Below are 13,599 nucleotides of genomic sequence, written 5' to 3' on the forward strand. Positions count from 1 at the left end.
CACCCGTTCGGCCCAACGGACCACCGGAGCGGCCCCGGTCCGCTCGCGCCCCACCGCGACCGGCCCTTGCCTGGAACGGTGACCCGAACCCTCCTGTCCACCGTGCTCCTCGTCCTCGCCTGTCTGCTCGTGCCCCTGGGCACCCTGTCGACCTGGGCGAAGTACGAGATCGGGGACAGCGACCGCTATGTGGCCGCGATGGCGCCGCTCGCCACCCAGCCCGACGTGCAGAACGCCGTCGCGGACGCGATCACCGACGGCGTCACGAAGAACCTCGACGTGGGCCCCCTGCAATCCACCGTCGAGGGCTATCTGCACGACGCCGTCGTCTCGTTCACCGGCACCGCCGCCTTCCAGAAGGCGTGGAACACCGCGAACCGGGCCGCCCACGACGCCGTGCAGCAGGCCATCGACGACGACAGTCAGGGGCCCGTCACCCTCGACCTCGCGCCGGTCACCGAGCAGGTCAAGCGGCAACTCCAGGACGAGGGCGTGCCGTTCGCCGCCCAGCTGCCCGTCCCCCACACCGAGATCACCCTGCTGCCCGCCGACGACCTCGACTCACTGCGCAAGGGGCTCCACATGCTGCAAGTCGCCGGTCTGTGGCTGCCATTGGCCGCCGTCGTGTTCGCCGTCGCGGGTCTGGCCCTCGCCGTACGCCGCCGGCGCGCGGTCACCGCCACCGCGATCGGCATGGCGCTCGGCGCGGGGGCGCTGCTGCTGGCCCTCGTCATCGCCCGCGCGCTCACCCTCAACGACCTCGCCGACAGCGCCGACGAAGGGGCCGCCGGGGCGGTGTACGACGCGCTCACCGCGACCCTGCGCACCGCGTCCTGGGTCATCGTGGGCGTGGGGCTCGCCGTGGCGCTGGCCTCCTGGCTGACCGGGCGGTTCGGGCTCGGGCGGCGGCGCGGGGTCACCCGTTCGGCCGCGTCCGGCATGCCGTCGGGGCGGCCCGGAGGGAGCCTGCCGATGACGCAGAAGGAGGGTGCCCCATGAGCCAGTCCACCCCCGGGCAGGAGCCCGGCCCCGCTTGGTCGGCCGACCACCGCACGCCGCCGCCCACGACGCCCTCCGGGTCCGGAGGGGGCTGGGCGACCGGCGGCATGATGTTCGCCGGTGTCCTGATGCTCGTCAGCGGCATCCTCGGGATCCTCAACGGCATCGCCGGGATCGCCAAGGACGACGTCTACGGGCGCATCGGCGACTACACGTACTCCTTCAACCTCACCGCGTGGGGCTGGATCCACCTGGTCATCGGCATCCTCGTCGCCCTCACCGGCGTGGGCCTCCTCAAGGGCGCCGACTGGGCCCGCGGCGCCGGCATCGGCCTGGCCGCGCTGTACATCGTGGAGTACTTCATGTTCCTCCCGTACGCCCCGGTCTGGTCCCTGATCTCGATCGGCATCGGCGTCTTCGTCATCTGGAGCCTGGCCACGGCGCCGCTCCGCTCCGGGAGCCGGTGACCGACCGCCCGGTCGCCGTCCGAGCGCGCCACCGTCGTGGCTGGTCGCGCAGTTCCCCGCGCCCCTGAGATGCGCACTTCGTGCGGCATCTCATCGAGAGAGGCGCGCGGAGCGCAGCCTCAGGGGAGGCTGCGCGCAGCGCATGCCTCAGGGGCGCGGGGAACTGCGCGAGCAACCACGACGGTGGCGCGCGTGAAAGACCACCCAGGGGCGCGGGGAACTGCGCAAGCAGCCACGACGGTGGCGCGCGCGGACGACAAGCCCGCGATCAGCCCCGCCGCACATAATGAACGGCATGCCACCCCGCATCACCCCGCCCGACTGGCTGGTCAGAACGCTGCGGCCCCAGCGCGCCCCGATCCCCTGGCCCGCCGTGGCACGGGCGAGCGTGGCACTCGCCCTCCCCCTCGCGATCGGCCTCGCCACCGACCACGTCACCTACGGCGCCCTCGCCGCGATGGGCGCCCTCTCCGGAGTCATCGGAGACACGGCGGACGCCTACCGCATGCGGATCCTGAACATCGCCGTCCCGCAGCTGTTCGGCGCGGTCGGAGTGACCCTCGGATCAGCCGTGTTCGGCCAGGGCTGGCTCGCGGTGGCCGTGGTCACCGCCGTCGCGCTCGTCTCCGGCATGATCTCCACGATCGGCGCCGTGGCCTCCGTCTCCGGCCTGCTGCTGCTCCTGAACTGCGTGGTCGGCGCCGGCCTCCCGATGCCCGGCGCCTGGTGGCTGGCGCCGCTGCTGATGACCGGTGGCGGCCTCCTGGTCCTGCTCCTTGCCCTGCTGGCCTGGCCGCTGCGGGCGGGCGCCCCGGAAAGAGCCTCGGTCGCGGCGACGTACCGCGGCGTCGCGAACCTCCTGGAGGCCGCCGCCACCGACGACCTCGCCTACGCCGAGACCCGCATCGCCGTCACCCAGTCCCTGAACCAGTCCTACGACCTGGTCCTCGCCCGCCGCGCCCTCGCCCACGGCCGCAACCCCGAACTCGTACGCCTGATAAGCCAGTTGAACGCGGTCACCCCCATCGTGGAGGCCGCACCCGCCGCCCACCAGTGCGGCATCCCGCTGTCGCCGTCCGTGCCCGCCGCCGTACGGCACCTCGCCGACACCATCGCCACCGGCCACCCCGACGACGTCGGCACCCTCGACCTGCCCGCACCGGACGGCCCGGCCTCCCGCGCCGTCGACCACGCGCTGCGGCACGCCGCAGAGGTCGCCTCCCGGCGCGGCGACCCCGACTTCACGTACGTCACCGACGCCGGAACCGACGGCGACGACCGCCTCGGCCGCCCGGCCGCGCTCCGGGTCAGGGCCCGCCGCGCGACGCGCAACGTCCTGCTCTCCGCGACCTCCTGGCGCTACGGGCTGCGCCTCGCGCTCTGCATCGGCCTCGCCCAGGCGCTGGTGTCGATCGTGCCGGTGCCGCGTTCGTACTGGGTGGCGCTGACCATCACGTTCGTGATGAAGCCGGACTTCGGGTCGGTGTTCTCGCGGGCCGTGCTGCGCGCCCTCGGCACCGCGGCGGGCCTGCTGCTGGCCGCGGCCGTGCTCGCCCAGGTGCCGCTGGGCTGGTGGGACGTGCCGGTGATGATGCTGCTCGCCCCGCTGATCCCCGCGCTCACCCCGCGCGGCTACGGCTTCCAGACCGCCGCCATCACCCCCGTGATCCTGCTGCTCTCCGACATCCTCAACCACCAGGGCACGGCCCTGCTCCGGCCCCGGCTGCTCGACAGCCTGATGGGCTGCGCCATCGCGCTCGTCGCGGGCTATCTGCTGTGGCCGGAGAGCTGGCACACCCGGATCGGCGACCGGCTCGCCGACGCCGTCGCGGACGCGGCCGACTACGTGGAGTGCGCGTTCGGCCCGGCGGGCACCGCCGATCCCGCCGTACGGGCCCGGATGCGGCGCCGCCTCTACCGGGACCTGTCCGTCATCCGCGCCGAGTTCCAGCGGGCGCTCACCGAGCCGCCGCCCACAGGGAGACGGGCGGCCGCCTGGTGGCCGCTGGTCGTCGCCGTCGAGCGCATCGTGGACGCGACGACCGCGGCGCGGGTCCGCGTCCGGCACGGCTTCCCGCCGCCGCCCCCGACCGAGGTGACCCAGGTGGTGGGCCAGTTGCGGGAGTTGGCCGAGGGGCTGCGCAGTTCGGTGGTGCTGTGGGAGGTGCGGGCCGACTTCGGCGCGACCGGATCGCAGGAGAGCGTCCTGGAACACGTACGCCAGGAGGTGGCGGCCGCACGGGCCATCGGCGTCGCCGAAGGACCCTGACGCGGGTCAGCCCTGACGCGGGTCAGCCCTCTGCTGTCGCGCCCCGCTCGGCGGCGCTGCGCAGCACACAGAACTCGTTGCCCTCGGGGTCGGCGAGCACCACCCAGCCCGAACCGTCCGGCTGCCGGTGATCGGCGCGGAGGACCGCCCCGAGCCCGGTCAGCCGCTCCACCTCCTGCTCCCGCGAGGTCTCGGGCCGCAGACACAGGTGGATCCGGTTCTTGCCCGCCTTCTTCTCGGGCACCTGGTTGAAGTAGAGCGCGGGCCCGCCGGGCATCAGGACCTGCGTCTCGTGCGCTCCGGGCCCGTCCTCCGGGTCCAGCGGACTGCCGGTGGCAGCGCTCCAGAAACGGGCCAGTTCATAGGCGTCCGCACAGTCGATCGCGACGTTCTGCACCACTGAGACCATGCACGCGAGCCTCCCCGATCCGGGCGCCGGACGCCACCGGCGCCGACGACCGGGCCGAAGGTCCCGGACCACCGGCCTGGTCTTTCGTACCTTCGTCGGCTCCCGGCCCGGCTGTTACACAACGTACGGGTGACCCACACACGGCCGCGCGCACCGCGTCCTACGTTCGACAACGCAGCCCCGCACACCACCGTCCGACCGACCGACGGAGACCGATCCCATGCGCGCCACCCGCCACCTCCTCCGCACCGCCACCCTCGCCGGCGGCGCCCTCGTCGCCCTGGCCGTCCCCGTCACGACGGCCTCGGCGGACAACGCCCCGTCCCACGCGGACGGTTACGCCACCGCGCGCCCCGCGGCGGCCCCGGCGGACACCGGCGGAGGGCTGCTGATCGCCGCGGGTGCCGGTGTCGCCGCGACCGGAGCGGCGAGTCTGGGTTTCGCGCTGTACCGCCGCGACGGCGACCGCTGAGCGGGCAATCGTGCGTCCCCGGAAGCGAATTGGTTGAAGCGCGTCCGCCGAAGAAGAGAAGAACCGCAGATCGCCGGTGATACGGCGAGGTCGATCGGCTTGCCCCTGCCCAAGATCCCCGTCGGCGGCGGCTAACCTTACGTGTCCGCCCTGGCCAGGGGTTCCAGGGGCACCGGGACCAACTCGACCTATTCATGCGGAAGGTTGCGCACATGGGCATTCTGGATCTGCTGCGGAACGCGTTCGGGCGGTCCCGTAAGAAGGACGAGACCGCGGCAGCGCCGGAACCGGAGGCCGCACCGGCCCCCGCCGCCGCCCCCGCGTCCGCGTCCGCGTCCGCCAAGGAGGCATCGGCCAGGGTCCCCGCCCCGAAGAAGGCCGGCGCGGCCGACGACCTCGTCGCCGCCGCGTTCGACAACGTATCGGTGCCGAAGCCGGCCGCTCCGGTGGGCGACGAGCGCATCGCCTCCGAGGCGCCGACGGCCCCGGCCGCCCCGGACACCAAGGCGGAGCCCGCCGCGGAGGTCCCGGCCCAGGCCATGGAGTCACCTGCGGAGGCCCCGGCCGAGCCGCAGGCCGTGACCGAGCCGGAGGCCCCGGCCGAGGCTGAGCCGGAGGTCCCTGCGGAGGCACCGGCCGCGGCTGAGGCCGAGCCGGTCGCTGAGGCACCGGTCGAGGCCGAGCCCGAGCCCGCCGCCGAGACCCAGGCCGTGGCTGAGCCGGAGACCCCGGCCGAGGCACCGGTCGAGGCTGACGCCAAGCCCGAGCCCGCCCCCGAGATCCCGGTCGAAGCTGAGCCGGAGACCGCCACCGAGGCGCCCGTCCAGGCGGAAGCCGAGACGGAGACCGAGCCGGAGACCCCGGCCGAGGCTGACGCCAAGCCCGAGCCCGCCCCCGAGACCCCGGCCGAACCCAAGCCGGAGCCCGCCGCGGAGGCGCAGGTCGTCCCCGAGGCGCCCGTCGTCACGGAAGCCGCCACCGAGCCGGAGGCCCCCGCCGAGGCCGAGCCCAAGCCGGAGATCGCGGCCGAACCCTCCGCCGAGATCCCGGCCGCCGCCGCCAGGCCCGCGCCCAGGACGAGGGCCAAGGCGAAGGCGCCCGCCAAGGCCAAGCCCAAGCCCGCGGCCGTCCCGGAATCCGAGCCCGCCGTGGCCGCCGCCACCGGCACCCCGGCCCACTCGGCCGCCCGCGTCAAGACCCGCGCCCCGGGCCTCGCCGCCGCCTACAAGGCCGCCGGTGCCGCCCTGAAGAAGCACGGGCTGACCGGGGCCCGGGCCACGGTGTACCTGGTGCTCGACCGGTCCGGGTCCATGCGCCCGTACTACAAGGACGGCTCGGCGGCGGCGCTCGCCGAGCAGACCCTCGCGCTCGCCGCGCACCTGGACGAGCGGGAGACCCCGACCGTGCACACGGTGTTCTTCTCCACGGACATCGACGCCACCGGCGACCTCACGCTCGACACCGCCGGGCACGAGGGCAGGATCGACGAGTGGAACGCGGCGGCGGGCCGGATGGGCCGCACCAGCTACCACCGCGCGATCGAGGAGGTCGTCGCCCACCACGAGAAGAGCGCGGACCCGACCGCGCCCGCCCTGGTGATCTTCCAGGTCGACGGCCCGCCGGACGTGCAGCGCCCGGCGAACGAGGCCCTCGCGAAGGCGGCGAGCCACTCGATCCACTTCCGGTTCGTGGCGTTCGGCGACCCGGAGTCCAAGGGCTTCGACTACCTGCGCAAGCTGAAGGCCGCCAACACCGGCTGGTTCCACGCGGGCCGGTCCCCGCTGGAGCTGACCGACGCCGAACTGTACGAGGGCCTGCTGGCCGGCTGGCGCCCGTGAGCGCCGGTCGGACCGGCTGAACCGGACGGGGGCGGTCCACCCGCTGAAACGCGGGTGAATCGCCCTCCCCCGGGCCAGTAGGATTTCGACCATGGCGGCCACTGGAACCGAGAAGCAGGGTGCGAAGGCGTACTACGTCTCCACCCCGATCTATTACGTAAACGACGCTCCTCACCTGGGCCACGCCTACACGACCGTCGCAGGGGACGTGCTCACGCGCTGGCACCGTCAGCGCGGCGAGAAGGTGTGGTACCTCACCGGCACGGACGAGCACGGTCAGAAGATCATGCGCACGGCCGAGGCGAACGGAGTGACCCCCCAGGAGTGGTGCGACAAGCTCGTCACCGAAGCCTGGAAGCCCCTCTGGGAGCACCTGAACATCGCGAACGACGACTTCATCCGCACGACGGAGAAGCGCCACACGGACCGCGTTCAGGAGTTCGTCCAGGATCTCCACGACAAGGGCGAGATCTACAAGGGCGGCTACGAGGGCCCGTACTGCGTCGGCTGTGAGGAGTACAAGCTCCCCGGCGACCTCATCGAGGACGAGAACGGCACGAAGCTGTGCCCGATCCACAAGAAGCCGGTGGAGATCCTCAAGGAGGAGAACTACTTCTTCAAGCTGAGCGAGTACGGCGACAAGCTCCTCGCCCTCTACGAGGCGAACCCGGACTTCATCCAGCCCGAGTCGGCGCGCAACGAGGTCGTGAACTTCGTCAAGCAGGGCCTCCAGGACCTGTCGATCTCGCGGTCGACGTTCGACTGGGGTGTCCCGGTCCCGTGGGACGACAAGCACGTCATCTACGTGTGGGTCGACGCGCTCCTGAACTACGCGACGGCCGTCGGCTACGGCGCGAACCAGGAGAAGTTCGACGAGACGTTCCCCGCGAACGTGCACCTGGTCGGCAAGGACATCCTCCGGTTCCACGCGGTGATCTGGCCCGCGATGCTGATGGCGCAGGGCCTCCCGGTTCCCGGCAAGGTCGCGGCCAACGGCTGGCTGATGGTCGGCGGCGAGAAGATGTCGAAGTCGAACCTGACGGGCATCAAGCCGCAGGACCTGACCTCGCACTTCGGCGTGGACGCGTACCGCTGGTACTTCCTGCGCGCCATCGCGTTCGGCAGCGACGGCTCGTTCTCGTGGGAGGACTTCTCCGCCCGCTACACCTCCGAGCTGGCCAACGACTACGGCAACCTCGCCTCGCGCGTGGCCGCCATGGTCGGCAAGTACTTCGGCGGCGCGCTGCCCGAGGCCACCGCCGCGGGCGCGGCCGAGCAGGCGGTCCAGGACGGCCTGGCCAAGGCCGTCGCCGAGGCCGACCGGAAGATCGGCGAGGAGCTGGACTTCCAGGGCGGCATCCTGGCGATCTTCGACTTCGTGAAGCAGGTCAACGGCTACATCACGGAGCAGGAGCCCTGGAAGGTCGCCAAGGACGACTCGCCCGAGGGCAAGGCCCGCCTGGCGACGATCCTCTACACGGCCGCCGAGTCGCTGCGCGCCGTGGCGGTGCTCCTGAACCCGATCATGCCGGAGACCTCGGCCGCGCTCTGGGAATCCCTGGGCGCCGAGGCGTCCCTGGGCGCCCTCGCCGACCAGCAGGTCCAGATGGCCGGCACCTGGGGCCGACTCCCCGCCGGTGCCACGGTCACGAAGGGCGCGATCCTCTTCCCGCGCCTGGAGGAGCCGAAGAAGGACCAGTAGGCACGCATGACTGCGGCCCGGGACCACACGGTCCCGGGCCGCGGTCATGTCAGGACCCGCTCAGCGCGCCCACTCCTTGAGCGGCTCGGTCTCCAACTCGATCCCGACCGGCTCCGGGAGGGTGACCGTCTTGCCGAACGGCACGGTGGTCACCTGCTCGTACCGCACCCCGTCGGGCTGCGAGTGGACCTTGACCTCGCAGGTGTCACGGTCGATCAGCAGGTAGACGGGGATGCCCGTCTCCGCATACGCCCGGGGCTTGTCGACGCGGTCGCGTTGATTGGTGTCCTGGTCGCGCGAGGTCACCTCGACGGCCATGAGGACGCCGTCCGCAGAGGCCCATTCGCCCTGGTCGACGAACGTGTCGCTGGGAGCCAGCGAGCCGTCCGCGTAAGCATTGCCCCGGTGGTCCCTCTCCACGTACAGGCCCTGCCCCGCGTGGAGCCACCACCCGTCGTCGGCCTGGACGCACCGGCGCGTCAGCCACGCGATGATCGTGCTGTGGCTGCCGTCCGGCATGCCCTTGACGCTCAGTTTCCCGCCGATGAACTCCAGCCGCAGCGACTCGTTCGTCCGCAGGGCGTGCCGGGCCAGTTCCTCGAAGTCCTCTTGGTTCAGCGACACAGCGGGCCGCTCCTCTGCGTCTGCGGGCGGGCATCAAGTACGCGGCCACCGTACGGGTCACCACTGACAGCGACCTCTCGGTCACGGCACATCCGCACCCTTCCTGAACTCCCGGCGAACACTTGGCCCTTGCCCCGTCCCGCACCCCCGCCCAGCCCTAAGATGCGCGCGTCGAACAAGGGGTGGGAGAGGCTCAGGATGCGCAGATGGGGAGCGGCCGCGCTGGTGGTCGTGGGGATGGTCGGCGGGCTGCTGGTGCCGGCCGGGACGGCGTCGGCGGTGCACGGCGGGGTGCCGGGGGACTTCAATGGGGACGGCTACCGCGACGCCGTGGTGCCCGCGCCGGGCGCGGACGTGTCCGGGCACGAGGCGGCCGGCGCGGTGATCGTGCTGTACGGCTCGAAGTCCGGGCTGTCCGCGAGCCGCCGCGCGACGATCACGCAGAACACGTCCGGGGTGCCGGGCCTCGCCGAGGCGTACGACCGGTTCGGCGCGGCCACCGCCACGCTGGACCTCAACCGCGACGGGTACGCCGACCTGGTGGTCACCTCGCCGTACGAGGACACGTCGAAGGGCACCGACGCGGGCACGGTGACGGTCCTGTGGGGCAGCTCGAAGGGCCTGACGACCGCCACGGACCTGCCCACCCCCGCGGGCGCGCCGAACCACTACGGCCTCGACGTCGCGGTGCTCTCCAAGGGCACCGGCACACGGACCAGGCTGGCGATCGCCGGATGGGACGGGACCGTGTACGTCAGCGGGCCGTTCAGCAGGACCGGCAGCCACGGCTCGGTCACGTACAACGACAACACCCCCTCCACCGAGTCCGTCGCGCTCGGCGACTTCAACGGCGACGGCACGCCCGACCCCGCCACCGCCACCGCCCGCCTGACGGGCCTGACCGGCGGCGACGTCTACGCGGCGCCCGCGTACGGCAACGAACTCCAGGGCAACGGCCTCATCGTGGCGAGCGGCGACGTCAACGGCGACGGCTACGACGACCTGGTGGCCGGCGACCCCGACGAACCCGAACACGCGGGCACCGACGGCCAGTTGGGCGGGCGGGTCCTCGTCTGGTACGGGTCCGCGCACGGCATCGCGCCCGCCACGGCCCCCGTACAGATCACGCAGAACACCGCCTCGGTGCCCGGCACCAGCGAGCGCGGCGACGCCTTCGGCGGGGCGCTCGCCGTCGCCGACCTGAACCGCGACGGGCTCGCCGACATCATCGTCGGGTCGCCGTACGAGGATCTGGCCGCGAACCGCGCCGGCATGGTCACCGTGATCCCCGGCCGCTCCTCCGGCGCGCTCGGCGCGGGCTCCTACTCCTTCGACCAGGACACGGCAGGCATCCCGGGCAGCTCCGAGACAGACGACTTCTTCGGTACGACGGTGTCGGCGGGCGACATCGACAAGGACGGGAAGCCGGAGCTGTTCGTCGGCGCGGCGAACGAGAACAACTCCACGGGAGCGGTCTGGATGCTGCCCGGCGGCACGTCCCGCCCGACGGCCGCGGGCAGCAAGATCTTCACCGCGACGGCCCTGGGCCAGAAGCAGACCACCGGCACCCTGCTGGGCGGCAACGGTCTGCTCTGGGTGATCTGAGCGGGAGCGCGGGGCCTCACGCGTCCCTCCCCCGCAGCGTCAGCCATCCCGCCGCCAGCGCCGCCCCCGCGTACCCGGCCAGGACCGCCAGGCCCTCGCCCGGGGAGAGGGGGGCCGTGCCGGTGCCCGTGGTCGTCTGCACCGCGAGGCCGGCGGTCATGGGGGACGCCTTCTGGATGTTGTGCAGGACGTGGTCCGGCATCTTCTGGGGGTGCGCGACCGGGCGCAGGCGGTGGTGGCGGCGTACGAGTCGGGGCTCGTCGTGCCCCGGTCAGGCTGACGGGGTGGCGGTGGCCGTCACCCAGTCCTCGCCGTCGTTGGTCTCGTCCGGGTCCACGCCGACCGTGATGGACGCGACGACCCCGCGCGCGATGTCGTCCTTCTTGTAGCGCAGCCGCAGCAGCCCGCCGCTGACGCCGCTCCCGTCGTAGATGGTGTCCTCGGTGAGCGTGGTGCGTTCCGTGGTGTTGGTGGCGTAGGGGTCGACCTCGGCGGAGGCGAGCACGGACGTCTCGTCGAAGAAGAACTGGCCGGTGTGGCAGGTGTGCCCGCCCTCGTAGCCGCTGTCGGTCATCTTCCCGCCGACGTGCACCTTGGTGTGGATGTGCACGGCGCGGCCCCGGTACCAGCCGGGGAAGACGGTGCGGAAATCGACGTGTCCGTGGGCGTCGGTGAGCCAGGTGCCGCGCAGGTACCGCTTGTCGTCGGTGGGGTCGGTCTTGCCGGGGGCGCCGCCGCCCGGCGGGCCCGTGGGCGTCCCGGTGGGCGTGCCGGTGGGGGGTTCGCCGCCGCCCGGGCCGCCGGGGCCGCCCTGGGAGGCGTCCTCGTAGCCGGAGTAGAGGCCGAGCGCGTCGCAGTGCCAGATGTCGACGGCGGCGTGCTTCAGCGGGCGGCAGGTGTCGCTGTCGATCACCTTGACGCGCAGGGCGAGCGGGATGCCCTCGCGGTCCTCGGTGACGTCCCGGCGGATCTTGTCGGCGTCGATGTAGTACGGGCCCTCGGTGGTCTCCGCCGTGAGCCGGTAGCACTCCTCCCGCGCGGGCTCCGCGCCCCTGCCGGGCTGCCGGGCCTGGGCGACGCCACCGCCGACGGCCACCGCCACGACCGCCGCGCCTCCGGCGACCACGGCCTGACGTCGCGTCAACTCGCCCGTACGAGAACGCTTTTGAGGTACCTCGTTGTCCGTCATGGGCGAGGAACCTAGGGACGGGTGCTGTCACCGAGATGGGTGGGGGCTGTGTGTTTCATAAGAAGCCCCGCCACACGTACGTACGCGAAGGGGCCCGGAACCGTCCGTACGGTTCCGGGCCCCTTCGGGTGCGGCTCGGTGCTACTTCTTCTCGACCGGCTTGCGCAGCTGGATGTTGAGCTCGCGCAGGCGCGTCTCGTCCAGCTCGGTCGGGGCGCCCATCATCAGGTCCTGCGCGTTGCCGTTCAGCGGGAAGGAGATCGTCTCCCGGATGTTCGGCTCGTCGGCGAGGAGCATGACGATGCGGTCGACGCCCGGGGCGATCCCGCCGTGCGGCGGGGCGCCGAAGCGGAACGCGCGGAGCATGCCCGCGAACTCGGCCTCGACCGTCTCGGCCTCGTACCCGGCGATCTCGAAGGCCTTGAGCATGATGTCGGGCTCGTGGTTCCGGATCGCGCCGGAGGACAGCTCGATGCCGTTGCAGACGATGTCGTACTGCCAGGCCAGGATGTCGAGCGGGTCCTTCTCCTCCAGGTCCTGCATACCGCCCTGCGGCATGGAGAACGGGTTGTGGGAGAAGTCGATCTTGCCGGTCTCCTCGTCCTTCTCGTACATCGGGAAGTCGACGATCCAGCAGAACCGGAAGACGCCCTCCTCGAAGTGGCCGGCGCGCTTGGCGGCCTCGACGCGGACGGCGCCCATGATCTTGGAGACCTCGTCGAACTCGCCCGCGCCGAAGAACACGGCGTGACCGGCCTTCAGGCCGAGGCGGTCGGTGAGGACCTTGACGTTCTCCTCGGTGAGGAACTTGGCGATCGGGCCCGCGAACGTGCCGTCCTCGCCGACGCGGATCCAGGCCAGGCCCTTCGCGCCCTGCTCGACCGCGTAGTCACCGAGGCCGTCGAAGAACTTGCGGGACTGCGAGGCGGTGTCCGGCACCGGAAGGGCGCGCACGTGCTTGCCCGCGAACGCCTTGAACTCCGAGCCCTCGAACACGTCGGTGATGTCGACGAGCTCCAGCTTGGCGCGCAGGTCCGGCTTGTCGTTGCCGTACTTCAGCATCGACTCGCGGAACGGGATGCGCGGGAACGGGCTCGTGACCTCGCGGCCGCCGCCGAACTCCGTGAAGATCTCCGTCATGAGCTTCTCGATGGGCTGGAAGACGTCTTCCTGCTCCACGAAGCTCATCTCGACGTCGAGCTGGTAGAACTCGCCCGGCGAGCGGTCCGCGCGCGCGTCCTCGTCGCGGAAGCACGGCGCGATCTGGAAGTAGCGGTCGAAGCCCGAGATCATCAGCAGCTGCTTGAACTGCTGCGGGGCCTGCGGCAGGGCGTAGAACTTGCCGGGGTTCAGACGGGACGGGACGACGAAGTCGCGGGCGCCCTCGGGGGAGGTCGCGGCGAGGATCGGCGTCGCCATCTCGTTGAACCCGAGCGCGACCATCTTCGAACGGATCGAGGCGATGACCGCGCTGCGCAGCATGATGTTCTTGTGCATGCGCTCGCGGCGCAGGTCGAGGAAGCGGTACTCCAGGCGCCGCTCCTCGTTCACGCCGTCGTCCGCGTTGATCGTGAAGGGGATCTGCTGGGCCGCGCCCAGGACCTCGACCTCGGCGGCCTCGATCTCGATCTCGCCGGTCGGCAGCTCGCCGTTCACGTTGTCCGCGCCGCGGGAGACGACCTTGCCGTCCACGCGGACGACCGTCTCCTTGGTGAGCTTGTCGAGGACCTCGGCGGCCTTGGTGCCGGGGCGGGCGACGAGCTGCGTGATGCCGTAGTGGTCGCGCAGATCGATGAAGAGGATGCCGCCCAGGTCTCGGCGATTGTGCAGCCAGCCGCTCAGCCGGACGTCGGAGCCGACGTCAGAGGCGCGGAGCTCGCCGCAGGTGTGGGACCTGTACCGATGCATCGTCGTTCATCCAGCCTTTGCGCTCGGGGTTCCCGGGGAGACAACCCGGATCTCCCCAAGGGTACCGGCCGCCCGAAGATCGCTTCCTCCCTACTCTCGGTGGCAGTGACCGATCAC

At 71.9% G+C, this 13,599-nt stretch carries 12 protein-coding genes; 7 read left to right on the forward strand and 5 right to left on the reverse strand.

The window, feature by feature from the left end; translation table 11 throughout:
• Positions 1–78 precede the first annotated feature (78 nt).
• The 3 genes from K377_RS10560 to K377_RS10570 all read left to right on the forward strand — a co-directional run bounded on the left by K377_RS10560 (position 79) and on the right by K377_RS10570 (position 3,735).
• On the forward strand, positions 79–999 hold the full coding sequence (locus K377_RS10560) for a hypothetical protein (protein WP_181512529.1): 921 nt from the start codon (positions 79–81) through the stop codon (positions 997–999).
• A complete protein-coding gene (locus K377_RS10565; RefSeq protein WP_111662962.1) occupies positions 996–1,466 on the forward strand; it encodes a hypothetical protein in 471 nt (156 codons plus the stop codon). Before K377_RS10560 ends, K377_RS10565 begins: the two co-directional genes overlap by 4 nt.
• A 295-nt stretch (positions 1,467–1,761) precedes the next feature.
• Positions 1,762–3,735, forward strand: a complete 1,974-nt coding sequence (locus K377_RS10570; protein ID WP_111662963.1) for an FUSC family protein — start codon at positions 1,762–1,764, stop codon at positions 3,733–3,735.
• A 22-nt stretch (positions 3,736–3,757) separates the two neighbouring features.
• On the opposite strand, the gene K377_RS10575 is transcribed toward K377_RS10570, so the two are convergent.
• Complete coding sequence (locus K377_RS10575; RefSeq protein WP_111662964.1) at positions 3,758–4,144, reverse strand: VOC family protein; 387 nt, start codon at positions 4,142–4,144, stop codon at positions 3,758–3,760.
• 220 nt (positions 4,145–4,364) lie between these two features.
• Between K377_RS10575 and K377_RS10580 the strand changes: the two genes are divergently transcribed.
• From K377_RS10580 to metG, 3 genes are all read left to right on the forward strand, one after another.
• Positions 4,365–4,616: a hypothetical protein gene (locus tag K377_RS10580; RefSeq protein ID WP_111662965.1), complete on the forward strand. Its 252-nt coding sequence runs from the start codon at positions 4,365–4,367 to the stop codon at positions 4,614–4,616.
• 212 nt (positions 4,617–4,828) lie between these two features.
• Entirely contained in the window at positions 4,829–6,454 is a 1,626-nt protein-coding gene (locus K377_RS10585) for a VWA domain-containing protein (RefSeq protein ID WP_111662966.1), read from the forward strand.
• Between the two features lie 91 nt (positions 6,455–6,545).
• Positions 6,546–8,156 carry a methionine--tRNA ligase gene (metG, locus tag K377_RS10590; protein ID WP_111662967.1) on the forward strand — a complete coding sequence of 537 codons (1,611 nt, stop codon included), beginning with the start codon at positions 6,546–6,548 and terminating at the stop codon, positions 8,154–8,156.
• 60 nt (positions 8,157–8,216) lie between these two features.
• Here metG and K377_RS10595 read toward each other — a convergent pair whose 3' ends face one another.
• On the reverse strand, positions 8,217–8,780 hold the full coding sequence (locus K377_RS10595) for a Uma2 family endonuclease (protein WP_111662968.1): 564 nt from the start codon (positions 8,778–8,780) through the stop codon (positions 8,217–8,219).
• A gap of 198 nt (positions 8,781–8,978) precedes the next feature.
• On the opposite strand from K377_RS10595, the gene K377_RS10600 reads away from it, so the two are divergent.
• The gene (locus K377_RS10600; protein WP_111662969.1) at positions 8,979–10,385 is read left to right on the forward strand and encodes an FG-GAP-like repeat-containing protein; all 1,407 of its coding nucleotides are present in this window, start codon (positions 8,979–8,981) and stop codon (positions 10,383–10,385) included.
• 16 nt (positions 10,386–10,401) lie between these two features.
• On the opposite strand, the gene K377_RS10605 is transcribed toward K377_RS10600, so the two are convergent.
• From K377_RS10605 to aspS, 3 genes are all read right to left on the reverse strand, one after another.
• Positions 10,402–10,587: a hypothetical protein gene (locus K377_RS10605; protein WP_181512530.1), complete on the reverse strand. Its 186-nt coding sequence runs from the start codon at positions 10,585–10,587 to the stop codon at positions 10,402–10,404.
• 69 nt (positions 10,588–10,656) lie between these two features.
• Positions 10,657–11,574: an intradiol ring-cleavage dioxygenase gene (locus tag K377_RS10615; protein ID WP_111662970.1), complete on the reverse strand. Its 918-nt coding sequence runs from the start codon at positions 11,572–11,574 to the stop codon at positions 10,657–10,659.
• 141 nt (positions 11,575–11,715) lie between these two features.
• Positions 11,716–13,482, reverse strand: coding sequence for an aspartate--tRNA ligase (gene aspS / locus K377_RS10620; RefSeq protein WP_111662971.1), 1,767 nt, complete (start codon positions 13,480–13,482; stop codon positions 11,716–11,718).
• Between the last annotated feature and the right edge of the window lie 117 nt (positions 13,483–13,599).

The organism is Streptomyces sp. PsTaAH-137 (assembly GCF_003259365.1).
Classification (GTDB): domain Bacteria; phylum Actinomycetota; class Actinomycetes; order Streptomycetales; family Streptomycetaceae; genus Streptomyces.